Origin of the sequence: Paenibacillus sp. FSL L8-0436 (assembly GCF_038593025.1) — a bacterium.
GTDB lineage: Bacteria > Bacillota > Bacilli > Paenibacillales > Paenibacillaceae > Paenibacillus_AQ.
Genome location: NZ_CP151955.1, coordinates 2,635,471 through 2,661,305, shown reverse-complemented (window position 1 = coordinate 2,661,305; position 25,835 = coordinate 2,635,471). Strand labels below are relative to the sequence as shown.

The following is a 25,835-nucleotide window of genomic DNA, read 5'->3' as shown; positions in this document are numbered from 1 at the left end:
ATAAATGTAAACGCATACAATAAATTCTGAAGTATCGCAACTATTCATTTGTGCAGGACAAAATCACCCTGGCAGGTAAATAAGGTCTTGGAGGTTACGAAAAAAAGACCCGGAGTGATACCTCCCGGTCTATCATAAACGCCCTTGATTCTGAAATTTCCCAATCCGAGGGATTGTCCCTATTGTTTCCTCACAGCAAAGCCTATAACGAAGATACCTGCCACACAACAGGAGTACGCTTGATCTGTTCTCCAAGCCAGTCGCGGGCGATCCGCTGGAACATCTCGGCATCTCCGCTGCAGAAAAATTGATGAATCGGACTTTCATCCCCACGGGCAAGCTTGCCTTTGTCATATAGGATCGTGCTGATCTCCCGCGCGGTTTCATCCGCGGAGCTGATCAGCTTAACACCGGGTCCCATGACCTTGCCAATCGGTTCTACCAGGAACGGATAGTGGGTACAGCCCAGAATCAGCGTATCAATCGGTTCATATTTGATCCCGTTGAGGGATTCCGCCACCGCCGCTTCGCTCTCCGCCGTGCGGAACAACCCCTGCTCGACATAAGGGACAAGCGCCGGGCAGGCCTGACTGACTACCTTGACAAACGGTGACAGCTCCTGAAGCGCTGCGGTATAGGCTCCGCTCTTAATGGTTCCGATGGTGCCAATTACGCCGACCTGGCCTATTTTGGTTGCGCTGATCGCCGCACGGGCACCCGGATGGATGACTCCGATGACAGGAATGGACACCTTGGCAGAGATATAGTCAAGAGCTGCCGCAGTTGCAGTATTGCAGGCAATAACGATCATTTTAGGATTAAATTGAATTAGATAGTCCACGATTTGCTCGGTGAACAGTTTCACTTCCTCGGTTGAACGGGGTCCGTAAGGGGCGCGGGCAGTATCTCCAAAATAGATGATTTTCTCCCGCGGGAGCTGTCTCATTACTTCTTTGACAACCGTAAGTCCCCCCACACCCGAGTCCAATATTGCTATAGCTTGCTGCACGAACACACCGCTTCCTTTTACTTGTTTTGTGTAGCTTATGTAAGGCTTAAACAAAGTGTACCTGGCCTTCAGCCCCAATTGCAGATAATACTCCTTTTGCCGTTACAGTTCAAGAGAAGCATTGATCGGCTCCGGTGTCCAGCCCAATATTCCACTGTTGTTCCAGCCGCCAAGAGCCACCTTCCGCCGTGTTGCGAAAAGCGGCTCTTGGCCGGAAGCGTGTATATTATTAGGATTCCCTGAGAATGGCCTATCCCGTGAAATCAGGCGATCTCACCGTTGCCTTTGTCATCCTTTACTTCATCCTCCAGAACGTCTTCAATCTCCGCAGCGGATTCATCACTGCCAGCAGCAGCCTCTTCAAAGGCGGCTTCCGCAGCGTCCGATACGGCTTCTGCTTCTTCAACTGCTTTTCCGCTGAGAGTGATATACTTTTCTTCCTCATCGGCATGGATGTACTGCTTGCTCCATTCCTTAACTTCGGTTACAACAGTTTCTACCGCCTCTTTGGCTTTGCCGTACAGCTCCGCGCCTTTGTCTCCGGCCTGCCCGGCGACATCCTGCACTTTATCAATGGCTCCGGTGGTACCTTCCGCAATATCTTTACGCAGCTCTTTGCCTGGTTTAGGAGCGAACAGCAGCGCTGTCACTGAACCTACCACACTACCGGCCAAAATACCCCACAGCAAACTTTTGGATTCCTTTTTCATCCTCAATCTCTCCTTTGGATTCAAGTGCCTCTGCCCGGCCACCCGGGCAATCGCCTAGTTCTGGTATATCATAAGCATGGATGTTTTGTCCTGTGACTGATTAGGAGGTCATTTCAGAAGTTTTGTCTTTTTCTCTCGGCGTAATATCGTACCGGCAGCACTGGCCGCCCTCCGCCATACATTCACTGCGCGTAACTTTGGCGCCCAGGAGTTCCTCGAACAACTGATGTTCACATTGGCAAGCCTTCCGGTATTGGGTCGCTACCTGGCGGATCGGACAATTATATTCGCGCATAATATAGGAGCCGTCCTCTTCCTTATTCCATTCAGCCATATAACCTCCGGCATTCTGGATGGAAGACAGTTCGGCAACCCGCTCCTCCAGATTGCAGTTCTCCATCATCGGAGCGTACTGGGCCAGCATCCGCCGCCGCCGGCCTTCGAACAGCACATTGACGGCCTCCAGGCCGCTGCCGTGATCCAGCTCCCGCAGCAATTCAAGCGCCAGGTTATGATAGCTTTTGGGAAAATGGTCTTCAGCCCGCTCAGTCAGTGAATAGACATGCAGAGGACGGCCCATGGCCTGGCGGACAACCTTGGTCTTGGCCAGCGATTCCTGCTCCAGCTGCAGTACATGACGCCGTACGCCCATTTCGGTAATTCCCAGTTCCTCCGCCAGCGCACCGATCGTCAGCGGGCCTTTTTTCTTCAGGAGTGTCATAATCAAACGTCGTGTAGATCCGCTTTCCTGCCCCTTTTTCATCCGCAAGGACCTCCTCTCTTTCACGGCTTTCGCCGTGTATAATAGTTGTGCAGCACTGGCTTAGTTCAGGCATTTCCCAGTTATTGTCCAGTTATTGTCCAGTACCCAGCTCCTGGTCCAGATATCTGCGCACTTCCTCCGCGAACTGCTCCAGCACCTGCGGGAGCACATGGGTTAACGGATGCAGCGCGCTGCGCTCCCAGGTATAATAATCCTGCACCAGCGGTTTGCGCAGGGATACGAGCTGGATAAGCACCTCGTAGATTCCGCTGTCACCGAGGACTTTTTCTTCATGGATAATGGAGATAATGTCTTCATAGCTGCCGGCATCACGCATGATGAACCCGTCGATCAGGTAGCTGCCGACATCAGTCACAACCTCTATCGCCAAATGCAGGCATCGTTCCTGCACGAGTCCTGTGATGATGCTGCCATCCCATGCAGATGCCGCATGTTGAAGACCGGCTCTGATATCGGGGATTTGGCCAAGTATCATTTCGATTTGCTTTCGGTTGACATAATACACAGCTGACCCTCCAACTCTGGTGGTTTAAGTAGAACGAAAGTAATGGCTGCTACTTTCCGCGTTTGCCGCGGCGTTTCAGCCAGAACAGCATAATAAAGCAGGCTGCCAAAAATACGATCAGATACGTTAAGGCTTCCATCGGATACTCAAGCTCACGCATTTACGTCACCGCTTTCGGTATTTAATGGGTTTTCCTGCCATAGACATCCTGCTTTAGATTTCGTAATCTACTGCAATCGAAAGCTCCTTGACCTCATTGATATGGGCAATAACTTCCTTATGGGCCGGGTGAACCTGGTAAGCCTGCAAATCTTCCATGGAGGCTACCACCGTTACAAGTGCAATATCAAAGGAACGCTCGGAATGAATCAGATCGGCACCGACCTCGATGGAGAGCAGCTGCGGAATTCTGCCTTCCATGTTCCGGAGGACCTGAACTGTGGCTTCGACTTTCTCCGGGGACCGGTCTTTCAATTTAAAAAACACAATATGCTTAATCATCTATTTCGCTCCCAACGATTAAATTTGTAAAATGATTATTAAAAATATATCATAACACCATCACTTCTGAAAGAAACTTAAGCATGTATGTAAGCAATTACAGCATTAACCATTGCAGCACTTCAGAAAGTATTGTAGTATAACCTTAAAAATTCGGAGGAAGTATGCCTAAGAATCAACCAGAATCTCACAAAATCCAGGCCTGGTCTCTGATCAACCGTAAATATCTTGGACAAGGTGTACGGGTCAAAAGATTTCGCCGGCCTAAACGCAGTCAAATCCGCAACCGTGTGCTGCTTGCCATCCTGATGGCCAAGGACATTAAGCTGTCCCGGCTTGCGGAAGAGCTCTCCGTCTCCTCGCGCAGTGTAAGCGCCTGGGTGTACGAGGGCCGCATCCCCTCCAGAACCAATCTGGACAAGGTCTGCCGCCTGCTTGGCTATCCGTCCCACATCCTGTTCAACGAAGCACTTGTACGGCAAAGTCCGATAGTCTGCCAGCCGACACCTTCACGGTTTATGAAAAGAACACTTGCGGGCTCACCCCGCAGCAATGTCATTCTTACGGGTCTGTGCATGGTTTACGATTTCTCCGTCACCGATGTCAGCATCTGGATCGGTGTCCATCCCGGCACCTTCCGCAAATGGCTGCATCAGAGCCATCTCCCAACCCTCGCACTGCAGGAGAAAGCAGAGAATTTCTTCCGTATCCCGCGGCATATCCTGTTCGCTGATTGTGAGCTGCATTAACCCGATTAAACCGCAGGTTCATCCAGCAAACGGCTTGTCCTAAGTACATCTTCTTAACAACAAACACACAAGGTCCTTCTTCATTGCGAGAAGGGCCATTTGACGTGTCCCCCGGCTCGGGACTGCTTTGAGCAGCTATGCTTTTTATTTTATGAAAAAGGCCATACTACAAGGTGAACTCACTTGAGCTAGTAACAAACAGGAGGAACGCGGATGGAATGGAACGGTATACTGACTGCCGGTTTTACTGAAACATGGGAAGTGGCAGCCGGAGTGTTGGGTCTTCGGACCTTATTTGCGAACGCAGCTTTTATTGGCCGGCCCGGATCAGATTGGATTCTGGTGGACACCGGACTTGGAAACTTCGCAGGGAGCATTATGCACACGGCCAGAGAGCAGTTTGGCAAACCGCCGCAGGCAATTGTGCTGACGCACGGGCATTTTGATCATGTCGGCAACCTGAAGGAGCTGCTGGAAGAATGGAAAGGAACTCCGGTGTATGCCCACCCTCTGGAGCTGCCTTATCTCACCGGAAAAGAGGATTATCCTCCGGCTGATCCATCCGTTGGCGGCGGCCTGATGGCCGTAGCAGCCCCGCTTTATCCGCACCGTGGCATTGATCTCGGTGCAGCTGTGCATCCGCTGCCGGAAGACGGAAGTGTTCCCGGGGCCAAAGGATGGACATGGGTGCATACGCCGGGGCACAGCCCGGGGCATATCTCTCTTTTCCGTCCCGAAGACAGGGTGCTTATAGCAGGAGACGCTTTAATTACAGTGAAGCAGGAATCGGCATTTGCGGTAATTACGCAGCACAAGGAACTGCACGGTCCTCCGGCTTATTTCACGTTAGACTGGGTGGAGGCGGAGAAGTCTGTGCGCAAGCTCGCACTTCTCGATCCGCAAGTCTTGCTTGCCGGGCATGGCCTGCCCATGGCTGTTCCAGAGCTGTCGCCTGCATTGGCTCATTTATGCAAGACATTCAAGGAGTTGTCTGTCCCGACTCAAGGGAAATTCGTTTAGGTCTGAACCGCGTGGCCGGCAAGCTGAAATCCGGTTGCGCGGACTACAAAAAAAACGTCTTACTGCCAGGGTTCTATCCTCTTTTGCATGCGAGAATAGTTCTAAGTATGTATTCATGGCTTCCGCCCTGCGGACTGTACAGCGAATCCGTAAATGTGCCGGTCTCAACAATCTCCGTTCCGGCAAAATGCTCCCGCAAATCGGCATCGCTGAAAAAGTGGGCATATTTCCCTTCCTTATACTCGTAGGTCCCCGGCTCCAGTCTTCTTCCGCAGCCATAGTTCGGATCTTCATCAGAGAAGCTGGTGAAGTAGAGCAGGCCACCGGGCCGCAGCTGCGCAAGAGCCGCATCAATCAGGCGGTACCGCTCACCGGCAAGAAACAAGTGAAGCACATCGTAACAGTAGACAGCTTCCACCTGGTGCTCCAGCTGAGGCTCCAGTGCCGATCCTTCGATAAACCGTGTGCTGCTGTCCCATTCCGCAGCAAGCTTCAGTGCGGCACTGCTCAGCTCTATGCCGTAAGTGTCAAACTGTGACGAGAACACCTTCGTATTGCGGCCATAGCCCGCACCCGGAACCAAGACGGACTTGATCCCCTGCTCAAGGAACCACGCTTTAGCCCGCAGCGCCGATCCGCTGGGCTGTTCTCCCCAAATCATACCTTCCCGGGCAAATCTGTCGCTCCAGTATTGTGACACATATTTCGCCTCCTCTATTCCCGGGTTTTGACCCTGTACCAATACTCATAAATCTCCTTGTAGCCCAGCTTGTCATATAGGGCTGAAGCGCCCTTATTCGCCTGTACCACCTGCAAAAAGGAGGCTGCGGCACCCTGGGCCTTGGCCCAGTGGAGCAGTCCCAGAATCAATTGCTCCGCCATCCCATGTCTGCGGTGAGCCTGAGCTGTGACGATATCATACAGCCCTATGTACCCGTGCTGGATTACCCCAAGCCCGCAGGCAGCCGGAACACCATCCTTGAGCAAGAGAGCGTAACCTTGCTTCAAACAGGAAGCGGTCAGCATTCGGCGCAGCGTCTCCCGGTTCCCGGAGGACAACCCGGTTAAATCAGCGAAGACCTCCAGCCACTCCTCTGTCAGCTCGCCGCGGATCTGCAGCGTATAGACATTGCGAAATTCAGGCAGGTCCTGCAGGTCAAGAACACGGACGGATGACGGCTCGACAAGGCCATATCCCTGCGACTCCAGTTCCTTATCCAGACCGGCAGGCCGGGCATACGGAGTGATTTTGAATACGGGATTCAGCCCGGCGTCCTCATAATATTGTTCTGCAAGCCGAATCTTCCGCAACATTCCAAGTCCGGCATCCTGTTCCTCCGGGCCGTAGAGCGGGTTGACCGAATTCGCCCGTTTCGTGTAGTCCGCTGCCGAACGCAGCACCCAGCCCTCCAGCATTACGCTCTGCTCCGCAGGCCAGGTATTCAGCGTAATCTCTTCTATTGACTTGTACAACCTTCTTCCTCCCTTCTCAGCTGCGTTTGCTGCGCATTGCATTCAGCAGCTTTACGCCTGCATCCTCATGTGACGTAAAGTGATCATATTCAGGTGATTCCTTGGCATACAGGGAGATTTTGCCCTCGGCATTAAGTGCACGCCCCAGCCGTACCGTTTGGGCAGCCTTGAGGCCCAAGGGCAGGGATGGCTTTTGGAGAACAACGCTCCCCATATTTCGTCCTTTCTGCTGATCCGCTCTTCCTCCGGGAAAGAAGCTCATGCTGAATCCCTCCTTCTGGAATCAATCCTGCTTTTCTTCTATAATAATCCACTCCTCAAACCCAGGCAAAGATAATGAACACAGCAAAACGGCCAATCCCCTGTAAAGTCGAGAATTAGCCGTTCCTTCAAAGCTGAAACACAACACCTGATTTTACCAGCTGGACTTGGTTATGCCGGGGATTTGACCCTTCAGCGCCAGATCCCGGAAGACGATCCGGGAAATTTTAAATTTGCTTAAATACCCTCTGGGTCTGCCGGAAACAGCGCATCTGTTCTTTTGCCGGGTAGCGGAGGAATCACGCGGCAGCTTCTGCAGGGCCATATAGTCTCCTTTGGCCTTCAGCTCTCTCCGTCGATCTGCGTATTTAGCCACCAATTCCTGCCGTTTTAATTCTTTGACTACTTTTGATTTCTTGGCCATATTGTTTATCCGCCTTCCGTTGTTTGAATGAGTTGCCAATGATGAATTCTGCTCTATTCGTTAAGTGCCGTCTTCAGCGCTTCCAGGTTCTGGCGCATGATACCGATATAATCAAGGTTATTGCTGCGGTCCTCATCCGTCAGTCCTTCGATCGGATTCAAGACAGCGGCCTTGGCACCAATTTCCTGGGCAATTGTGTCAGCAACACTGGAGGATACCAGCGTCTCGAAAAAGATCGTTTTTACGTCATGGGCCTTGGCGAATTCAACAATTCCGGCCATTTGGGCAGCGGATGGCTCCTGTTCCGGAGAGAGGCCGGCAATCGGCACCTGTGTCAGGCCGTATGCCTCAGCCAAATAGCCAAAGGCGGCATGCTGAGTAATAAAATCTTTGCGTTTTGTATCCTTGAGTCCATCCTGAAACTCTTGGTGCAGCGCCTCCAGTTTGGCAATATAGGCCTCGGCGTTGGCTTTGAAGGCAGCTGAGTTCGCTGGGGAAGCAGCGGACAACGCGGCTTCGATAGTACGCACTTCCTGGATTGCAAGTTCAGGAGCTAGCCAGACATGGGGGTCCAGACCGCCATGATTATGAGCATGGCCTTCCTCCGCATGTTCACCTTCTTCGTGATCATGAGCTTCTTCAGCATGTCCGGCTTCTCCATGTTCGTGATCGTGGGCTTCCCCGGCATGTCCGGCTTCCTCATGTTCGTGACTGTGAGCATCCGCTTCTTCCTCTGAGCCTTCCCTAATTTCAAGCCCTTTACTGGCTTCCACGGTGACCATTTTGCTGCCCGAAGCACTGTCCAGCACTTGCTCAACCCAGCCCTCCATGCCGGCTCCGTTATAGACGAGCACATCGGCATCTGTAATCTTGGCCATATCCTGTGCCGTCGGCTCCCAGTCATGCGGCTCCATGCCGGCCGGAACCAAGACTTCGACATCGGCAAGCTCACCTGCAACATTCTTGGTGAATTCATACATCGGGTAGAAGCTGACCTTAATGTCCAGCTTGTCTGCTGCCGGAACGGCAGTTGTCTCGGCTGCTGGCGCATTTGAAGCAGTAGCAGCAGTAGCGGCAGAATCTGCGCTATTGTTTTTGCCGCAACCGGCGGCAATCAGCAGGGTTGATAGGGACAAGACGGCAAGATGGCGGAAATTGAATTTAGACTTCATAAATGTTAACTCCTGTTCTTATATGGGTTTATGGAATTTGCTTAAGGATTTATGTGTGTTACGGCGGTTCCGCCGCCTGCTCAGCTTCTGCACTGCGATGGCGGTCAGCAGGAACAACAGCAGAATGAGGGCAATCGTGCCTCCGGGAGGCGTATTGATATAATAGGATGTTGCCAGGCCGCTAAAAACACCGGTGAGGCCCACGCCGATGGAAATCAGAACCGCGGCGGTGAAGCCGGAAGCGATACGCAGCGCAAGCGAGGCTGGCAGCACAATAAGTGCGGACACCAGCAATACCCCTACCACCGGCATTGCTGCCGCAACGGTCATCCCGGTGAGCACAGCGAACGAAAAGGATAACAGGCCCGTATGCACGCCGCCGATGCTGGCCGTTTCTTCATCAAAGGTCAGGCTGTAGAGCGGCCGCCGCAGCAGGACGAAGTACAGCAGGCCTGCCGCTGTGACGATAGCAATCAGTCTAAGCTGCGTATCACTCACAGCTACGATAGAGCCGAACAGATACGAGCTGAAGCTCTTGCTCAGATTCTGCTGCAGGCTCATCAGCACAACTGCCAGCGCTAACCCCGAGGTCATAATAATGGCAACCGGTAGCTCGCTGTATGTACGGTAAGAACGGCGTAGCTGCTCGATGACGATACCGCCGATGACAGCTACCGCGAAGCCGCTGAGTGCGGGATTCAGCTGTAGCACTGAGCCCAGCGCCACACCCGCGAGCGACACATGGGAGAGGGTATCGGCCATCAGCACCTGACGGCGGAGCATCAGATATACGCCGAGCAGCGGCCCGATGATCCCGATCAGGCCCCCGGCCCAAAATGCACGCTGCATGAATTCGTAACCAAACATTGCCAGCCCTCCTGTTCCTTCCGTTCCAGGCTGATCACTGTATCTAGATAAGCGCTTGTCTCCTCCAGGCCGTGCGTGACCATAATGACGGTGCGCCCGTGCTGGCTGACATAATGTCGCATCAGCTTGTAGAAGCCGGTACGGCTGGCGATGTCCATGCCTGTGGCCGGTTCGTCCAGCACCAGTACCTGAGGCTGTCCTGCGAGCGCACGGGCGATGCAGACCCGCTGCTTCTGCCCGCCGGACAATTCCCCGATCCGGCGGTCGCGGTAGTCCCACATCTCCACCTGTCTCAGGCTGCGCTCGACAATTTCCTCCTCACTTTTCGTGAACCTGCCGAACAAGCCAAGTCGGGTGTAGCAGCCGGAACGGACCAGTTCAATAACCTTGCTGGGAAATCCGGCATTGAAGGAAGCCACCTGCTGCGGAACATAGCCGACAGCAAGCTTGCCTCCTCCCGTGATCTCCCGGTTCAGTGTGACTGTTCCGCTCCACGGACGCAGCAGCCCCAGCAACAGCTTCAGCAGCGTGGTCTTTGCCGCACCGTTCGGGCCGGTAATCCCGATGAACTGCCCGGCTTCAATATCAAGCGACAGGGAGTCAATCACAGGCTCGTTCCCGTAACCAAACACCACATCCCGCATGGATGATAAAATCATGGCACATATCCTTTCTTTCCTAATCCGCTTTGGATTAATCGTAAACATTACGTATTGACTCCAAACATATTATCGTAATGATTACGATTTGTAAACCCATTACGGCAAATTAATCGTAATTATTAAGATTAACTACAACGATGTGCAACAAACAATATAAAATCTAAATGAATAAAAAAGGACCCATTCTCCACTCACACGTGGAAACAGGTCCTTCTAAATGCTAACTCGCTGGAGGCACCCTCTATGAGATCCGCTCTCTACTTGTGCTCGCTTACCGCCGCTACTCCTGAGCGGCTGCCAGCAGCTCCTCGGCAGGCCAAGGAAGCGGATTATTGAACTGGCTCCAGTCCTGCTGCAGTTCTTCTCCGGTCAACAGACAGCGGTCCAGTCTGGCTTCAATCGCCGCACGGTCCATGGCCACTCCGATGAACACAACCTCATTCATCCGGTCGCCCCACTGCTCGTCCCATCTGGCCTTCACGTCAGGCTCGACCGCCAGCACTTCAAGCTGCTGCTCCTTCGGCAGAGTCGCCAGCCAGTAACCGGCCGGACCAAATTGGATCGAAGGCCCGGCCTGGCTTAAGCTCGCGGCGAGATCGCCCTTCGCGGCCAGCCAGACCAGCCCCTTCGCCCGCACAACTTCTTCCGGCCAATTGCTGAAGAAGAAGCTTAATCTCTGCGGGTGGAAAGGTGTTCTGCACCGGTAGACGAAGGAGCCAATGCCATATTCTTCGGTCTCCGGTGTATGCTCCTCCTTATTCAGCTCCGCAATCCAGCCGGAGGACATACTTGTCTTCTCAAAATCAAACAAATGCGTATTGAGAATCTCCTTGGGATCAACGACACCGTTGACCGTACGGATGATCTTGGCACCCGGCTGAAGTCTGCGCAGCACAGCCTCAAGCTTGTTCAGCTCCTGCTCTTCAACGAGATCGCATTTATTGAGCAGCAATACATCGCAGGTCTCAATCTGATCAATAAGCAGATCTACAATATCGCGGAAATCCCCTTCGCCCGCCGTCATATTACGGTCGATCAGACTGTCTCCGGAAGCGAAATCATGCCAGAAACGGTTGGCATCCACAACGGTGACCATCGTGTCCAGTCTGGCGAGCTCCGTCAGGTCAATATCCAGATCAGGATTAGCATACGTAAAGGTCTGCGCGACCGGAACCGGCTCGCTGATCCCGGAGGATTCGATCAGGATATAATCAAACCGGCCTTCCGCGGCCAGATTGCTCACTTCACGCAGCAGGTCGTCGCGGAGTGTACAGCAGATGCACCCATTGGACATTTCCACCAGCTTTTCCTCGGTCCGGGAGAGAGTGTTGCCGGATTTCACCAGACTAGCATCGACGTTGACCTCACTCATGTCATTGACAATAACAGCGACCTTCAGGCCGTCTCTGTTGTGCAGAATGTGATTGAGCAATGTGGTTTTACCGGAGCCCAGATATCCGCTGAGCACGGTAACAGGAATTTTATTCATAGATTTACTCCTTAGACTTTAAGATGGGATAGGGATGACAGATGAAAAGTTATGTGCAGCGCAAGGCGGCTTCTGATTCCAGACTGCATAACTTAGCGTGTCTCCCGGTGCAGCGTAACCCGTTTCAGACGCGGACAATATTTCTTCATTTCGATCCGTCCCGGCTGAGTTTTCTTGTTCTTGGTAGTGGTATAGTTGCGGTCGCCGGTTTCTGTGCAGGCCAAAGTCACAATTACTCTCACAGCGTTCATCTCCTTTTATTTAATCGTAATATTTACGATTTACACATTCTACATGTTTGAGTCCCCTGCTGTCAACAAGGGCATGCAGAAAATTTATACTCTCTCAAATATGTGGTCTTTCCTTAGATCAAATTACGTATAAATGGAAATATGAAAATATGATTCTTGCAATTGCAAGATTCAAACGGGAGTGTGGACGATGAAGATACCGGTGATTATATTAAGCGGATTTCTGGGGAGCGGGAAGACAACCCTCCTGCTCACTCTGCTGAAAGAGAGCAAGGCACGGGGACTGAATCCCGGTGTAGTGATGAATGAGCTGGGCAAACGCGATGTTGACGGCTATATTCTGCAGGAGCATACGGGGACAAGTGTGGAAAAGCTGCTGGACGGCTGTGTCTGCTGCAGCCGCAAGGACGAACTGCCGGGAAGCCTGAATGCATTGCTCGCCCGGCGGCCGGATATGATCTTTATCGAGCTTACCGGCGTCGCCGATCCCGAAGAGATCGCAAAGTCGCTGCTGGAGCCTTCGTTCAGCGAGCGGCTGGCGCTGCACTATACGGTCACCCTTCTCGATGCCGAAAACATGCTCGAGTACAACAGCCGGTTTTCTGCCGACAAGCAGCTTGTCCGGACACTGCACAAGCAAATCAGCGGGGCCGACCTGATTATCGTCAATAAAAGTGATCTTGTAGAGCCGGAAACCTTATGGAAAATCGAAAAGGCCGTCCGCAAGTATAATGCGGAATCCGAGATTGTGTTTACCCACTACAGTGAAATCAACGTGGCTCCGCTGCTGGCCGGCATCACTGCCCGGACATCCCGTACCGCAGCTGCCCAGCGCAGCTCCCGCAGCATCAACGGGTCCGTGCTTAAGCGGATGAACGCCGGTCAGCCCCATGGTGCAACCGCAGTCCAGGAACCGGGGCTTGAAGCCGAATCCTCGTATTCGCAGGTGGCTGCTGTGACGCTGACATTCCCGCAAGCGGAAGAAAGCGGAATCTACAGGGAACAGCTGGAGGGCTTCTTCCGCGAATGGGGCGGCAGCCTCCTGCGGGCCAAAGGACATGTACGGCTGAGGGGTCAGGCTGAAGTCCAGCTGGTGCAATTTGCCGGAAACCGGGCAAGCTGGGAGCCATCGCGTTATCCCGGACTGCCTTATGTCGTCTTCATAGGGTTGCATTTGGATGAACAGCAGCTGACGGAGCGCTGGTCTGCACTGTTCGGTTAATACTGCACGCCGGGAAGGAGCCTAAGATGCCTTGACAACCTTTTCTCCGTTTAAAATACTGCCGCTGCTCATTCCCGCCGTCTTCCTGATTATTGCGGGCATCGTGTGGCTGCCGGAGCACCCGGAGCTGCTGGACAATGCCTATGTGGATACGTTCAAAACAGCTTTTATCGGCATTCTGCTGGAAGCCCTGCCGTTTGTGCTGCTGGGTGCGCTGCTGTCTTCCCTGCTCCGCGTATTCGTTCCGGACGAGATCATCTCACGCTGGATTCCGCGGAGACCGGTTCCGGCGATCCTGTTCGGCTGCCTGCTCGGCATCCTCTTTCCCGTATGCGAATGCGGCATGATCCCGCTGGTCCGCCGCCTGATGCATAAGGGAATGCCGCTGTATGTTGCCGTCGTATTCATTCTCTCGGGACCCGTGGTCAATCCCGTCGTTTATGGGGCGACACTGACAGCCTTCCGCTCCCATCCCGGACTCGCTTATGCCCGTATGGGGCTTGCGTTTGCCGTTGCCGCACTGATCGGCCTTATCATTTATATCACGGTGAAAAAGTCGCCGCTGCGGCTTTCTATTCAGCGTGAAACCGGGGAACGCCATGAACAAGGCACACGCGGAGGCAAACTGGTTGCCGTCTTCGTGCATACATCGGACGAGTTTTTTGAGATGGGCAAATATTTGATTATCGGCTGCCTGCTGACCTCCGGCATTCAGAGCTTTATGAATCAGGGCAGTCTGGCCGCTATTGGAGAGAAGCCGCTGGGATCCTATCTGTTCATGATGGGGCTGGCCTTTGTCCTTTCCTTATGTTCAACCTCCGATGCCTTTGTCGCTTCCACCTTTCTGCACACCTTCCCGGCGGGATCACTGCTGGCATTCATGGTGCTTGGACCGATGCTGGATTTCAAAAATTCGCTGATGCTGCTCTCGCTGTTCAAGACGAAGTTCGCGCTTTACTTATTTTTCCTTATCTTCTCCGCCGTCTTTATCGGATCAGTGCTGGTTTCATTAGGGTTATGACGCTATTTCTCACAAAAATTTCAGGAGGGCCAAGATGAACGATTCCGGCAGCATCCGGTTCCACTATCTGCTCAGGGCGGTTATTCTGCTTCTCTTTGCTCTCTACATTGGGCATCTGGTCCAGCAGGACGCGCTGCATTATTATGTCGCCCCTAAGCTGGCGCGCTGGATTAAGCTCTGTCCCATACCCCTTGCACTCATGGCACTCAGCCTGGGGATTCAGGCCTTGTTCGGCAAAAGCAGTGTCCTGTGCGACTGCGAGCACCGTCTGCCCCGCACCGGGCTCAGAAGCAGCGCGCTTTACGGCTTGTTCCTGCTTCCGCTGCTGCTCGGCTTCCTGCTTCCCGACCGTGCTCTGGGCAGCGCGGCCGCAGCCAAAAAAGGAATCGCCTTATCCTATACCACGGTGGAACCGCGGGAAAAAGAGTCATTCGCAGCTGCCAATCCTTATCAGGCGGAATTCGCGGAGCTTGCGGCCAACCTTCACGCACAGGATGTCATTACGGTCTATCCGGAAATTTTCTCCGAAACGTTCGGAGCAATCGACCTGTATAAAGGCCAATTTGCTGGTAAAGAGATCACCGTCTCAGGTTTCCTGTACCGCGAACCGGCGGTGGCAGGCAAAAGTTCGTATGCGGTCAGCCGTTTTCTCGTCCAATGCTGTACTGCCGATGCCACTCCTTTCGGAATCCTGCTTGATCCGCAAACACAAATAAGCCTGCCCGCCGATACCTGGATTGAGGTTCGGGGCAAGCTTCAGGTTGTGAAATACGGCGGCAAGGAAATCATGCAGATTGCTCCAGACAGCATTACAGCGATTCCCCAGCCTTCCACTCCTTACGTGTACACCAATGCCGACTCGGTGGCCGCATGGGAGCAGATTCAAAGTTTACCGGCAGCTAAATAACTGCGTCCAGCTCATCATCATCAATGGATTTATCGGGGTTAACGACTTCAACCATCAGCCGGGCCGGAATGCAAATAATCTGCTGCCTCGGTCTGGAAATAAAACCCATCTCCAGGGCAATCGGCAGCGGCGCATCAGAATAAGTCATCTGAATTCCATAATTATAGACTTTTAGTATATTGTGGCCGAACTTAGTCTTCATCTCAATAATATGCTCTTCTTTGGTCAATGAAACAGTTTTATACTCTTTGCCGTTCACTGTAATAACAGCTTTCAAAGCCCCTTGTGCATAATGCTCATTCCGGTTATTCATCCATTTGACTCCGTAGATGGAGCCGGCTACAAGTAAAACCAATACAATAATGACAAAATCGCCGCGTTTCATCTTTTGCAATCGCGTTACCCTCTCGCTGGCTATATTTATACGTAAAAATTACGAATAATCTAAATATAGTCAGCGTAGCAGATTTTGTCAATGCTTGCCCAGCCGTTTCAGCAGACTGCGCATCCATACGGTGATCGCCGTATAAATCAGCAACACGACAATCAGCGTAAGGATCCGTTCCTTGGCAGAGCCGTCAGCGAACAGTACGGGACCCAGGCCGAAGAACGTGGTCAGCAGGTAAAGGATCGCAAACAGGACATACAACAACACTCTCACTAGCGGCCCTCCCTCCTTGCTTTTCAACCTTCATTCTTTCAGAATAACCTCAATTGAGGCCAATCATTCCTGACTCCCGTATGGCTGCTTCAGCCTATCTGCGGGAATAAGCCGACCATTCCCTCAGCACCCTGTCCAGCTCCTCCGGCCGGATCGGCTTGGAGATGAAATCCTGCATGCCCGCCCTCAGGCACATCTCCTTGTCTTCTTTGCGGGCAAAAGCTGTAGTGGCGATAATGACCGGGGACAATCCGAGCTCCTCGCGGATTTTGGCTGTCGCTTCAATCCCATCCATGAGCGGCATCTGAATGTCCATAAATACCAGATCATACTGCCCGGTGAGCACGGCCTCGACCGCCATTTCCCCGTTGGATGCCACATCGGAATCATATCCCCGCTTCTTGAGATACGCCTGCAGCAATCTCAGGTTCACAGGATGATCCTCGGCAACTAGAATCGAGAGCGGACCGTACACCCCGCTGGAGGAGCCTTTGTACTTGCTACGGTTCTCCCGCCGTTCCGTAGCAGGGAACGCAGCAGCGCCGCCCGCAGAGGACAATTCTCTTGGAAGAGTGGTATGGAGGGTGAAAAAGAACTCCGAGCCTTCATCTTCACGGCTCTCCACGCCTATCGCTCCACCCAGCAGCTCCACCAGTTTTTTGCTGATGGCCAGTCCCAGACCTGTTCCGCCATATTTGCGGTTGATCGATGGATGCAATTGGGAGAAGGATTGGAACAGCAGCCCTTGGCTGTCCAGCGGAATGCCGATCCCAGTATCCGTCACGGTAAATTTAAGAACACACTCGCCGGAATCTCTGGATGACACCAGCTTCACTTGAATCCCGATTTCCCCTTCTTCGGTGAATTTCACCGCGTTGCCGACCAGGTTAACAAGAATCTGGCGCAGTCTGGTCTCATCCGTTAACACCAGCGGTGGCAGCGCGTCATCCAGCTCGCAGTTTAGCGAGAGCCCCTTCTCTTTGATACGGGGATAAAAGATATCTGTGACGTTCGATACAACCTGGCGGAGATCCACAGCTTGCAGCTCAATCGTCATCATACCCGCCTCAATTTTGCTGAAATCGAGCACCTCATTGAGAATATGCAGCAGCGTCCCACCGCTTTTGGTAATAATCTGTGTATAATACTGCTGTTCTTCATCAAGCTCGGTGCCTTCAAGCAAATCAGCCATGCCGATAATCCCGTTCATGGGTGTGCGCAGCTCATGGCTCATAATGGCCAGAAATTCAGATTTGGCCCGGTCCGCCTGCTCGGCAGACTCCTTAGCCCGTACAATCGCCTTCTCTTCGGTAATGTCGCGGAACACAACCACAACACCCTTCCGTACACCGTTATCGAACAAAGGGGTCATCCTGTATTTGACGAGAAAGCTTGAACCGTCCTGTCTCCAGAATACGCCCTCTTTCTCATCATAGGTGAGATGATCCTCCAGCCATTCCCGCAAAGTCTTCCGCCCTCCAGGATACGGCTCTCCGTCGAGCCACGTCTGCTCGATCGTAGGCAGCCTGATTTCACCCGCCAGCTCCCCGGCTTCGTAGCCAAGCATTGCGGACGCCGCCGGATTGATAAATACCGTCGCACCCTCAAGATTCATGCCAAAAATACCTTCTGAGACGGAATTCAGAATCAGCGCATGCTCATAGCTGAGCTTCTCAATCTGCTCCAGATGCCGTTTGCGCTCCGTAATATCGCTCGTAATGGCAAATACGCCCACGACCCGGCTGTCTACCATTATCGGCACATAAATCATGCTGACCTCGACAACATGCCCATCCCGGTGAAGCAGTCTGCTCTCAAAGGTTTGAGCTACACCGCTTGCAGCAACAAGAAAGCGTTCTGCCACAAAATCCAGCTCTTCCGGATCAAAGATATCGCAGTAGTTTGACAACAGCAGGCTTTCACAGGAATAACCCGTCAAATGCTGCAGGCTGGCATTCAGCGATTGGATCCGTCCCTGCAAATCCATCGCGCTGATAGCCGAAGGGTTATATTCAAACAAAGACTTATAGCGGTTTTCGCTCTCCAGCATCTTGAGCTCATATTGCTTCCGCTCCGAGATGTCGCGGGTGATGCCGACAATCTCCGTATCCCCTCCAGCACCGGTACCAATGTGGCGCAGGGTCGTTTCTGTCCAGATGTAAGAGCCGTCTTTACACAGAAACCGGAAGACGATAGGCTCAAGCCTTTCCCCTTTCATGCTGCTGCGCAGATAGGCCTGAACACGGGCTGCATCCTCGGGATGAATATAATCCATTCCCCCGGTGCCTACCATCTCTTGAGGTGTATATCCGAACATCTGCAGACAGACCGGAGAGGCATACAGATAGGTTGCTTTCTCATCGGTTGCATTGCGGGAAATGAAATCCTGGGAATTTTCCGAAATGAGCCGGTAGTTCTGTTCGCTTTCCCGAAGCTGCTGCTCCATTTCCCGATGAGCTGTAATGTCCTGAACCACTCCGCTAATCAACCTTATGTTACCTGAGGCATCCTGAGCCACTTCCCAATGGGCATCGATAAATTTCTTCGTACCGTCGGCCGACGTAATTCCGAAGACCGCTCCGCCTTTCGTCCCATGTTTCACCGAATCAAGCAGCGCCTCCGTAACCCTGGGCAGATCTTCAGGCTCCACACATTCCTTGATGAGCAGCGGATCATAGACGGTATGATTGCTGCAATCATCAGTATGCCCAAAGATACAGCGCATTTCCTTGGAAGCAATCAACTGCTGGCTGGACGCCTCCCATTCCCACGAGCCCATCCGGGCCAGAAACTGGGCGTTCGCCAGCATGTCCTCGTATTTCTTCCGGACCGTTATATCCCGGGCAACCGTCAAGACCTGCTGGACCTCACCCTTATCGTCGCGCATGACCTGGAAAGAGCTTTCAATCCAAAGATAGTGCCCGTCTTTATGGCGTACCCTGCGGGTAAACACATCGTTGTCCGAATAGAGCAGTCCCTGCTCGGTCATCTCCAATGCGTCTTCCTCATGGTAATAATCCGGTCTTTTTTTACCGATCATTTCATGGGTGGAGTATCCCAGCACTCGTTCAATGGAGGGCGAAACATAATGGATCGTACCCTCAGGATCAGCGAGAGATATCAAATCCGGTGTATTCTGCGAAATCAGATTATAGAGATAATGCTCCTCCAGTATCTTCTTCTCTGCCAGCTTGCGGTCCGTAATATCCTTCATTTCCGCAATCATATATAAAGGGGTACCACCAGCTTCATCAAAAGTCAGAAACAAATGCAGTGCCACCCAGAAGACTTCACCATTCTTGCGAGTAAATTGATTTTCACTGTCTACAGCCGCACCCGGGCTCTGCAGCAATAGGTTTATAACCTGCTCATCATCTGCTGTGTCTTTCTCTTCCGTACAGGAAATATCCAAATACCGAAGGTTCGTAAACTCCGCTTCCGTATACCCGAACATACTGCACAGTGCAGGGTTGGCCAGCTGTATCGTCCCATCCTTCATGGACACGACTGCAAATCCTGTAGAAGACCGCAAATACAGATATTTAAAAAGATTGTCGGACAATGATAGAGCCTCCTCTGTGAAAGTGGCGGACAGAAATTAAATGTAAATGTAAGTATATCTTTTTTTCGGTCAATTAGCTTCTAATATGAAGTCTATCATAGAGACAATGGAAACGAATGAGCCAATTTACTGGAGAATTGTCATGCGAATAAGGGCTTTTTGCCCAAGTGGAATGAACATGGGGCGGGAAACCCGTTCGATGCAGTTTGCAGATCGGGACGCAATGTCAGCAGTTTTGCACGGCAAAAAACCGCCTCTCAGTCACTACAATGACTTCAAGGCGGTCAGTTATATGTTATGCCGTTTGTTTAGTTTTTCGGCTCCGGTGCAGGTCCCGCCGTCCATGCGGGTGCAGCGTGCTGGACTTTCTGCTTCGCTTTATCAATCTCAGGTTGTGAGGGAGTCTCGCCGGTAAGCGAAGATGCTGAAGAGTTAAGTTCGTTCTATTTCAAACAGGCTGCCGAGCTAGCCTCTCTGCCCGCCTGGGCTGCCTTCAGTCCAGTCTGCGGGCCGGAAGCAGGAAGGCACAGAACACGGCAAGTGCGCATGACAGTCCGGCGAGCAGCCATTTGTCAGGATCCCATCCGCCATTCACGAGCCCAAACAGAAAAAAATGTCCGGTCAGACGGCCCTTTGTCATAAAGTCGAGCAGATACCAGGCAAAGCCGATAATGTATCCGCCCGATAGGTTGCTGAGCAATAGAGCGGCCGTCATACCTGCGGATCCGATCGCCATTGCGGTAATGGCAACTCCGCCGATCATCGGCCATAGGTCAAAGACCGCGCCGCGCAAATGCAGGCTGGTGAAAAAAACGGCAATGATCAAGAAAATAAACAAAGTAACGGACAGCCAGCGAAACAGAAAGATAGGGTGATGCCGCACCTTCTTGGCGTAGAGCACCTCACCGATTCCGCCTTCCTCCAGCATCGCCAGATGGGGGTACACGATCAGGCCAAGGAAGCTGATCAATTGTTCTCCCAGCTTGGCGACATCTCCCCATTCCATGAGCTGAGGATCCATGAAGAAATGCACGCTGCACAGCAGGGCGATGGATAGCAGCCACGAATAATGGGCGGTCAGCTTGAGGTTGTACCAACCAAGCACGCGGAGTGATTGACCTGTCATGAGGCTTCTCCCGCGGCCGTTTTGGCTTTTCTTGCAGAGGTTTTGCTTCCCCGTACCCGTCCGGAATCCGTCCGGCTGCGGTTTCTTTCCCAGAGCAGCGCGGTTCCGGCTGCCAGCAGCACCGCAAGCAGAATGTAAAAGCTGCGGTTAATCGCGATCTCATCCACCCAGCCTTTATATAAATCTGCGTCCCTTGGCGTGTTAAAGCGGATGATCAACTTGTATAGTCCATAGGAGCCCATAAGCGGCAGCACAGAAATAAACCACCAGACGACCTGCAGGGCGATCGGCACAATCCCCCGGCGGAACAGCATAGAGCCGAACATTCCGAAGGCAATCGAAGCCCAGACTGTAGGCAGCAGCCACCAAGCTGTGTATCCAAGGAAGAGGAAAATCGCCTCCGCCGTCTGTCCCTTCAGTTCCAGGGCATTTACGGTCTGCCAGCCGCCGGCAACTGCAAGCACAAGATAAATCAGGGAGAGCATGATCCCAAGCGCGATAAACTTTGAACCGACGTAGGTCCATGACGAAACCCGGCGGCTGTATATCAGCTCGCTCATTCGGCTGGAACGGTCACGGAGCAGCAGAAAGGCCGAAAGGAATACCGGAAAGATACCAGCCGGGAGTGCGAGGTAATCGCTGAAATACCGTGCGGCTCCGGGCAGCAGCTCTCCGGCTTCTACAACCTCGTTGTAGCGTACAAGCGTTTGTTCCTGCGCTTTCACCGCTTCCTCGTAGTTATCGATACCAAAGCCGAATTCATCCATCCCTCTTTTATACATACTGCTCCCGCCAAGTTGCTCGTTCAAATCATCGGCAACCTTGTAAACGTCTTCCATCGTGTACTTGTCCGAATCTTTAAGAATGATGTCCAGCTTGGAAGCAGCTTCGGTGAGGGCAGCTTTTTCTTGCTTATCCAGCTTGCTCTCGAGCGGAAAGCCGATTCTCAGCTTGGTTGTTGAACCGGCATCCAGGTCCCAGCCCATCTCTTTCCTCATTTGCGTAGCAAGTTCAGAGGTGTTCCCGGGCAGCTTCCAGCCGTAATAAGGATGTTCCGGGGGACCCACATTTTGCGGCTCAGTCATAACGGGAGGCCGAAGCTCGCTCCAGGTCTGCTCTGCGGCATATTCGGTGAAATAGAAGAAGCAGGCCACTAGTATAAATACATAAAAGACGAGACTGCGCAGAATCATGCGAATCTCTTTACCAATGAGCCCTATCATACGAACGACTCCTCCTTGCGCATCAGGTAAAGATAGGCATCCTCAATAGACGGTATGGCCTGCTGCGCTCCCGGATAAGGCGGCTGATCGGCGAGAACACGGATGCGCATTCCTGTGCCTTCCGGCACAGCGGACAGCACGGGCAAGCGGTCGCGGTCCCGCTCCCACTGCGCCCGGTCAAGCTCCACCGTCCAGACGCGTCCGGCGGCAGCCCCCGTCAGGTCGCCGATCCTGCCGTGGTAGCGCAGACTTCCCTTATGCAGCACGGTCATTTGCTCACAGGTGGATTCCACATCCTCGACAACGTGGGTGGACAGCAGGACGATTCTCCCCTCAGAGAATCGGCCGAGGAGCCGGCGAAAACGGATCCGCTCTTCCGGATCGAGCCCTGCCGTCGGCTCATCGACAATCAGCAGCTTCGGTTCATGCACCATTGCCTGGGCCACGCCGAGCCGGCGCTTCATTCCGCCGGACAGTGCTTTCACCTTGGTCCGGCGCTGCTCCGTCAGGTTCACCTGCTCCAGCAAATCGTCGATTCTCCGCTTCCGCTCCGAATGCCCCTTCACCCCGGACAAAAGTGCGAGATAATCCATCGCTTCAAGCACCGACATCCCTGGATAAAATGCAAATTCCTGCGGCAGATAACCGACCAGCTGGCGGATCTGCGCTTTGTCCGTCAGCGGGACTCCACCGATCGTTGCTTTGCCGGACGTCGGCGTAAGTAAAGTTGCAAGCAGCCGCATCAGCGTTGTTTTGCCTGCCCCGTTGGGACCAAGCAGTCCGTGAATCCCTTCGCCTACTTTGAAGCTGACACCGTTTAAAGCCTGCTTACTCCCGTATGTTTTGGTAAGTTGTTCAATTACAAGTTCCATTCTGGTCCTCTCCCTCACATGCTTTTGACTACTTACTACTAATCGCTTTCCTGGTCCCAGGTAAACTCCGTGTTCTCCACCATCAGTCCTATTCCGATCAGGAGGAGTGACAGCAAGACAAGTAACACTACATCAATAACTTCGAACTTGATCATTACAAAAACAGAAACCGCAGTAAGCACAATACTCGTCAGCTTAGTATTTCTTTGCCTGTCGAGCTTTCGGCTGTTTCTCTGCACCTTCTCAGCCTCACGTTTGTCATACTCCAGCAGACGGGCTTTCCGGTACACTTCCTCTAGAAACGCTTGTTCCTCTTCGGCTGGCTTCACAATCCCACTCCTCCTTTTCGTAAATCTGCCTCAGCTTCTTGCGGGCCCGGTGCAGCAGCACCTTGAAGCTCACCGTTGTACGGCCCATAATAGCTGCCGCTTCTGTATAAGACATCTCACCTACATCAACGAGATACACGGCCATCCGGTAATCCGGCTTGAGCGTAAGCAACCGCCGTTGCCACTCCCGGTCCTCCTCGTGCACAATCGCCATCTGCTCAGGATCATCCCTGCCGGGAGGCGGCATGCGGTTTCCTTCAGGCAGGTTATCTCCTGAGTAATCCCCTGAAAAGGAGGAATCGGGACGTCTGCGCATCCCTGCTTCAACCGGCAGGGTCCGCTGCCGCTTCCGCAAGGAATCTATGCTTTTGTTGCGGAGGATTGTGAACAGATAGGTTTTAAAAGACGCGCGGGCATCGAATCGCTCCGGATACACCAGCAGATAGGCAAAAGAGTCCTGTGCCAAATCCTCGGCGGTATGATAATCCCCGGTCAGATGATAGGCAAACCCTACCGCAGGCTGCCGGTATTGACGGACCAGCCATTCAAAGGCCTCCCGTTCTCCCTGCCGGAACCGGAGCAGCACGGCTGCTTCATCATCCGGGTGACCCGCAGCCTCATCCTCCATAATGGAGCGCTGTCTGTTTCCTCTCTGGATATCGTTCGTCCGAATCCCCTCCTCTCCCGCAGCCTTTTACTACTTATTCGTCCAAGCCTCCGAAATAGTTACAGTGCTTCCGAAAAAAAACAAAACGGGTCCGCAAACTGCTGCATCAGCAATCTGCGAATCCGTACTTTTTTGACAACTTCCGCTTGGGACTTCAGAGCTGCACCTTGAGTTTTTCCTATCAAACCACCTGATGGTTTTTGAAGGCGCGATAAGTAAAGGGCAGGAGCAGGGCAATAACGATGACCGCAAAACCTGTAGCGAACTTATAGCTGGGAATCAGCTGTCCAAACACAGAATACACCTCGTATTCGGTTACTCTCGTAATGCCGTCAACCATTTTGCCAGGAAATAGGTTCATTATATGATTGTACAAGCGGCTGCTCTTGCTAGCCGGAAAAAACAGCGGGCCGATCAGCAAAATGACAATGACAATGATAACGGGAAATGGGGTGCTCATCCGGCTGGACAGCCAGAGCGTCACCGCCCCCACGATCAGACAGGCCAGGCTGCCAATGAGAATTGCCCACAAATAGGTCTGAAACACCGTGAAAGGAACCGGGGCAAAAAGCTTGATCATCTGCACGCTGGCGCTTCCCCCATCAAATCCAAAAATCCCAAGCATCAAGAGAGTATAGGTGCCTAATCCCGCAGCAAGCAAGCCAAGGGAGACAATCAACCCGGCTTTTAATTTGGCGGCAATGACCTTATTGCGGCCATAACGGGAGGACAAGATTATCGCATCCGCCCCGCTCTGGTATTCACCGGCAAAGACAGGAGCAAGCCAAATCGCAATCACAAACGCGCTGATCAATAAAATAAACTGCAGGTTCTCGAACACATTCTCCCAGCCGGTTACATAGTCCATTTGGAAGGGGACTGGAATGGACTTATTCATCCGCATAAAAAAAGCATTCTCTTTGGCAGAAGCATTGCCGGGAGTATAATCCCTGTCTATGTACTCTTGCACCTTATCGAGACGTTCCTGATAGAAGGTCTTTGCAGTACTAGGTGTCATGCTGTCGATAATATAATGATCGTATTCACGGGAATGGGAAAAAGCAAACCGGATCAACGTATCAATCTGATAACTCTGCTCTTTGTAGGTTACATAAGCCTCATTTGTGAGCTCCCCCTTCTCGTTAAGGTTTTTCGGATCATGTATGACTTTTTGATGATGCTTGACTGCAGCCGCTATTTTCTCCATCGTCAGCGGTCCGGCAAGCTGGCGGTTGTATTCCTTTCGGAGCGGGATGGCTTCCAGTCCTTTTAGATCATTGCCGTCCTTGTCCGTTATGTACGCACCCGAAACGAGCGCCCATACGCCTAATAAGGCCACGACGATTACAAGTGTTATGCCTATAAAAAATGATTTCCGTCTCATGATCTTTCTGAGCTCAAACCGGGTCAGAATATCCATAAACTGTACCTCCTATTTGACTTCGCCAGCCGCTGCAGCCGATTCATCTTGAAAATGGTATAGAAACAAGTCTTCAAGCGTCGGTGGAACCGAAACTGCATGAGCTGCGGGTTGGACCTTAGAGACAATACGCAGCTCAACCCGGTCCCGCTCATGCCGCAGATTGCTCACACAGTACCGTTCATTCCACGCCTCCGCTTCCCTCGCCGGAACATGGCATAACCAGACATTGCCCTCCATCGTAGCTGTCAGCTGTTCTACCGTCCCCCTCATTAGCAGCACACCCTGTTTCATCACCAGAATCTGATCGGCGATATATTCCACATCGGACACAATATGTGTCGACAGGAGGATGATCTTATCGCGGGCCAGATCGGCAATAAGGTTGCGGAAGCGTACCCGCTCCTTGGGATCCAGTCCCGCCGTTGGCTCATCCAGCACCAGCAGGCGGGGATCATTCAGCAGTGCCTGGGCGATGCCGAGCCTTTGCTTCATCCCCCCGGAAAAGGTGCGGATTTTCTTGCGGGCCGCCTCCTCCAGAGCTACCATGTGCAGCAGTTCACGGGCTTTTCCCTTCGAAGCCTTCAGGGTCAGCCCTTTCAACGATCCGACGTACCACAGAAACTCTTCCGCGCTGAAATCGGGATAATATCCGAAGTCCTGAGGCATATAGCCCAGCAGATCGCGGTATTGTTCCCCCATGCGGCCAATCTCCTGACCGTTCATCTGGATCATCCCCGAGGTCGGACTGAGAATGCCGCAGATCATCCGCATCAGTGTTGTTTTACCTGCTCCGTTAACTCCAAGCAGACCATACACACCGCTGGTCAGCCGGGCCGAAATGCCGTTCACCGCCTGTTTCGCGGCAAAGCGCTTGCTTAGCTCATTTATAGTCAGTTCCAACACGTTATGAACCCTCCTTATTCAATGCTCCCTGTAGCAAAGCGG

The 25,835-nt window shown here is 52.6% G+C and carries 29 protein-coding genes; 5 read left to right on the top strand and 24 right to left on the bottom strand.

Annotation, left to right across the window (positions count from 1 at the left end):
* Window positions 1-202: 202 nt before the first annotated feature.
* The 5 genes from racE to NSS79_RS12015 form a co-directional block, all read right to left on the bottom strand.
* Window positions 203-1,009, bottom strand: a complete 807-nt coding sequence (gene racE / locus NSS79_RS12035; protein ID WP_341091828.1) for a glutamate racemase — start codon at window positions 1,007-1,009, stop codon at window positions 203-205.
* A gap of 263 nt (window positions 1,010-1,272) precedes the next feature.
* The gene (locus tag NSS79_RS12030) at window positions 1,273-1,719 is read right to left on the bottom strand and encodes a YtxH domain-containing protein (RefSeq protein WP_342439539.1); all 447 of its coding nucleotides are present in this window, start codon (window positions 1,717-1,719) and stop codon (window positions 1,273-1,275) included.
* A gap of 100 nt (window positions 1,720-1,819) precedes the next feature.
* Window positions 1,820-2,482 carry a metalloregulator ArsR/SmtB family transcription factor gene (locus tag NSS79_RS12025; protein ID WP_038589567.1) on the bottom strand — a complete coding sequence of 221 codons (663 nt, stop codon included), beginning with the start codon at window positions 2,480-2,482 and terminating at the stop codon, window positions 1,820-1,822.
* 91 nt (window positions 2,483-2,573) lie between these two features.
* On the bottom strand, window positions 2,574-3,008 hold the full coding sequence (locus tag NSS79_RS12020; protein ID WP_342439538.1) for a HepT-like ribonuclease domain-containing protein: 435 nt from the start codon (window positions 3,006-3,008) through the stop codon (window positions 2,574-2,576).
* A gap of 213 nt (window positions 3,009-3,221) precedes the next feature.
* Window positions 3,222-3,509, bottom strand: a complete 288-nt coding sequence (locus NSS79_RS12015; protein ID WP_342439537.1) for a Dabb family protein — start codon at window positions 3,507-3,509, stop codon at window positions 3,222-3,224.
* A gap of 164 nt (window positions 3,510-3,673) precedes the next feature.
* Between NSS79_RS12015 and NSS79_RS12010 the strand changes: the two genes are divergently transcribed.
* On the top strand, window positions 3,674-4,258 hold the full coding sequence (locus NSS79_RS12010; protein ID WP_038589560.1) for a helix-turn-helix transcriptional regulator: 585 nt from the start codon (window positions 3,674-3,676) through the stop codon (window positions 4,256-4,258).
* Window positions 4,259-4,471: 213 nt separating this feature from the next.
* Window positions 4,472-5,278 (top strand): MBL fold metallo-hydrolase, encoded by an 807-nt coding sequence (locus NSS79_RS12005; protein ID WP_342439536.1) that lies wholly within the window; start codon window positions 4,472-4,474, stop codon window positions 5,276-5,278.
* Between the two features lie 73 nt (window positions 5,279-5,351).
* Here NSS79_RS12005 and NSS79_RS12000 read toward each other — a convergent pair whose 3' ends face one another.
* From NSS79_RS12000 to rpmG, 9 genes are all read right to left on the bottom strand, one after another.
* Window positions 5,352-5,978 (bottom strand): class I SAM-dependent methyltransferase, encoded by a 627-nt coding sequence (locus NSS79_RS12000; protein ID WP_342439535.1) that lies wholly within the window; start codon window positions 5,976-5,978, stop codon window positions 5,352-5,354.
* A gap of 14 nt (window positions 5,979-5,992) precedes the next feature.
* Complete coding sequence (locus NSS79_RS11995) at window positions 5,993-6,751, bottom strand: GNAT family N-acetyltransferase (protein WP_342439534.1); 759 nt, start codon at window positions 6,749-6,751, stop codon at window positions 5,993-5,995.
* Between the two features lie 16 nt (window positions 6,752-6,767).
* Window positions 6,768-7,013, bottom strand: coding sequence for a hypothetical protein (locus NSS79_RS11990; RefSeq protein ID WP_342439533.1), 246 nt, complete (start codon window positions 7,011-7,013; stop codon window positions 6,768-6,770).
* A gap of 153 nt (window positions 7,014-7,166) precedes the next feature.
* Window positions 7,167-7,436 carry a 30S ribosomal protein S14 gene (gene rpsN, locus NSS79_RS11985; protein ID WP_342439532.1) on the bottom strand — a complete coding sequence of 90 codons (270 nt, stop codon included), beginning with the start codon at window positions 7,434-7,436 and terminating at the stop codon, window positions 7,167-7,169.
* Window positions 7,437-7,489: 53 nt separating this feature from the next.
* Complete coding sequence (locus NSS79_RS11980) at window positions 7,490-8,608, bottom strand: metal ABC transporter substrate-binding protein (protein ID WP_342439531.1); 1,119 nt, start codon at window positions 8,606-8,608, stop codon at window positions 7,490-7,492.
* An 18-nt stretch (window positions 8,609-8,626) separates the two neighbouring features.
* Complete coding sequence (locus NSS79_RS11975; RefSeq protein WP_342440353.1) at window positions 8,627-9,481, bottom strand: metal ABC transporter permease; 855 nt, start codon at window positions 9,479-9,481, stop codon at window positions 8,627-8,629.
* Window positions 9,427-10,134, bottom strand: coding sequence for a metal ABC transporter ATP-binding protein (locus NSS79_RS11970; RefSeq protein ID WP_342439530.1), 708 nt, complete (start codon window positions 10,132-10,134; stop codon window positions 9,427-9,429). Before NSS79_RS11970 ends, NSS79_RS11975 begins: the two co-directional genes overlap by 55 nt.
* Before the next feature lie 283 nt (window positions 10,135-10,417).
* Window positions 10,418-11,626 carry a GTP-binding protein gene (locus NSS79_RS11965; protein ID WP_342439529.1) on the bottom strand — a complete coding sequence of 403 codons (1,209 nt, stop codon included), beginning with the start codon at window positions 11,624-11,626 and terminating at the stop codon, window positions 10,418-10,420.
* A 92-nt stretch (window positions 11,627-11,718) separates the two neighbouring features.
* Entirely contained in the window at window positions 11,719-11,868 is a 150-nt protein-coding gene (gene rpmG, locus NSS79_RS11960; RefSeq protein WP_038589539.1) for a 50S ribosomal protein L33, read from the bottom strand.
* A gap of 199 nt (window positions 11,869-12,067) precedes the next feature.
* On the opposite strand from rpmG, the gene NSS79_RS11955 reads away from it, so the two are divergent.
* From NSS79_RS11955 to NSS79_RS11945, 3 genes are read left to right on the top strand one after another with little or no spacing between them, the layout of a single operon-like run.
* Window positions 12,068-13,099, top strand: coding sequence for a CobW family GTP-binding protein (locus NSS79_RS11955; protein WP_342439528.1), 1,032 nt, complete (start codon window positions 12,068-12,070; stop codon window positions 13,097-13,099).
* A gap of 31 nt (window positions 13,100-13,130) precedes the next feature.
* Window positions 13,131-14,120 (top strand): permease, encoded by a 990-nt coding sequence (locus NSS79_RS11950; RefSeq protein WP_038589533.1) that lies wholly within the window; start codon window positions 13,131-13,133, stop codon window positions 14,118-14,120.
* Between the two features lie 34 nt (window positions 14,121-14,154).
* The gene (locus tag NSS79_RS11945; RefSeq protein WP_076112273.1) at window positions 14,155-15,027 is read left to right on the top strand and encodes a TIGR03943 family protein; all 873 of its coding nucleotides are present in this window, start codon (window positions 14,155-14,157) and stop codon (window positions 15,025-15,027) included.
* Here NSS79_RS11945 and NSS79_RS11940 read toward each other — a convergent pair.
* The 10 genes from NSS79_RS11940 to NSS79_RS11895 form a co-directional block, all read right to left on the bottom strand.
* A complete protein-coding gene (locus NSS79_RS11940) occupies window positions 15,020-15,412 on the bottom strand; it encodes a NusG domain II-containing protein (RefSeq protein ID WP_342440352.1) in 393 nt (130 codons plus the stop codon). The genes NSS79_RS11945 and NSS79_RS11940 overlap by 8 nt on opposite strands.
* 87 nt (window positions 15,413-15,499) lie before the next feature.
* Window positions 15,500-15,688, bottom strand: coding sequence for a hypothetical protein (locus NSS79_RS11935; protein WP_038589528.1), 189 nt, complete (start codon window positions 15,686-15,688; stop codon window positions 15,500-15,502).
* 94 nt (window positions 15,689-15,782) lie between these two features.
* Window positions 15,783-19,250, bottom strand: coding sequence for a PAS domain S-box protein (locus NSS79_RS11930; RefSeq protein WP_342439527.1), 3,468 nt, complete (start codon window positions 19,248-19,250; stop codon window positions 15,783-15,785).
* Window positions 19,251-19,743: 493 nt separating this feature from the next.
* Window positions 19,744-20,376 carry a hypothetical protein gene (locus NSS79_RS11925; RefSeq protein WP_342439526.1) on the bottom strand — a complete coding sequence of 211 codons (633 nt, stop codon included), beginning with the start codon at window positions 20,374-20,376 and terminating at the stop codon, window positions 19,744-19,746.
* Window positions 20,373-21,599: an ABC transporter permease gene (locus tag NSS79_RS11920; protein ID WP_342439525.1), complete on the bottom strand. Its 1,227-nt coding sequence runs from the start codon at window positions 21,597-21,599 to the stop codon at window positions 20,373-20,375. Before NSS79_RS11920 ends, NSS79_RS11925 begins: the two co-directional genes overlap by 4 nt.
* Window positions 21,596-22,471, bottom strand: coding sequence for an ABC transporter ATP-binding protein (locus NSS79_RS11915; protein WP_342439524.1), 876 nt, complete (start codon window positions 22,469-22,471; stop codon window positions 21,596-21,598). The genes NSS79_RS11920 and NSS79_RS11915 overlap by 4 nt, the downstream gene beginning before the upstream one ends.
* A gap of 38 nt (window positions 22,472-22,509) precedes the next feature.
* Window positions 22,510-22,800: a hypothetical protein gene (locus NSS79_RS11910; protein ID WP_342439523.1), complete on the bottom strand. Its 291-nt coding sequence runs from the start codon at window positions 22,798-22,800 to the stop codon at window positions 22,510-22,512.
* Window positions 22,730-23,428 (bottom strand): RNA polymerase sigma factor, encoded by a 699-nt coding sequence (locus tag NSS79_RS11905; protein WP_342439522.1) that lies wholly within the window; start codon window positions 23,426-23,428, stop codon window positions 22,730-22,732. Before NSS79_RS11905 ends, NSS79_RS11910 begins: the two co-directional genes overlap by 71 nt.
* A gap of 220 nt (window positions 23,429-23,648) precedes the next feature.
* Window positions 23,649-24,887, bottom strand: a complete 1,239-nt coding sequence (locus NSS79_RS11900) for a hypothetical protein (protein WP_342439521.1) — start codon at window positions 24,885-24,887, stop codon at window positions 23,649-23,651.
* A 12-nt stretch (window positions 24,888-24,899) separates the two neighbouring features.
* The gene (locus NSS79_RS11895; protein WP_342439520.1) at window positions 24,900-25,793 is read right to left on the bottom strand and encodes an ABC transporter ATP-binding protein; all 894 of its coding nucleotides are present in this window, start codon (window positions 25,791-25,793) and stop codon (window positions 24,900-24,902) included.
* Window positions 25,794-25,835 lie beyond the last annotated feature (42 nt).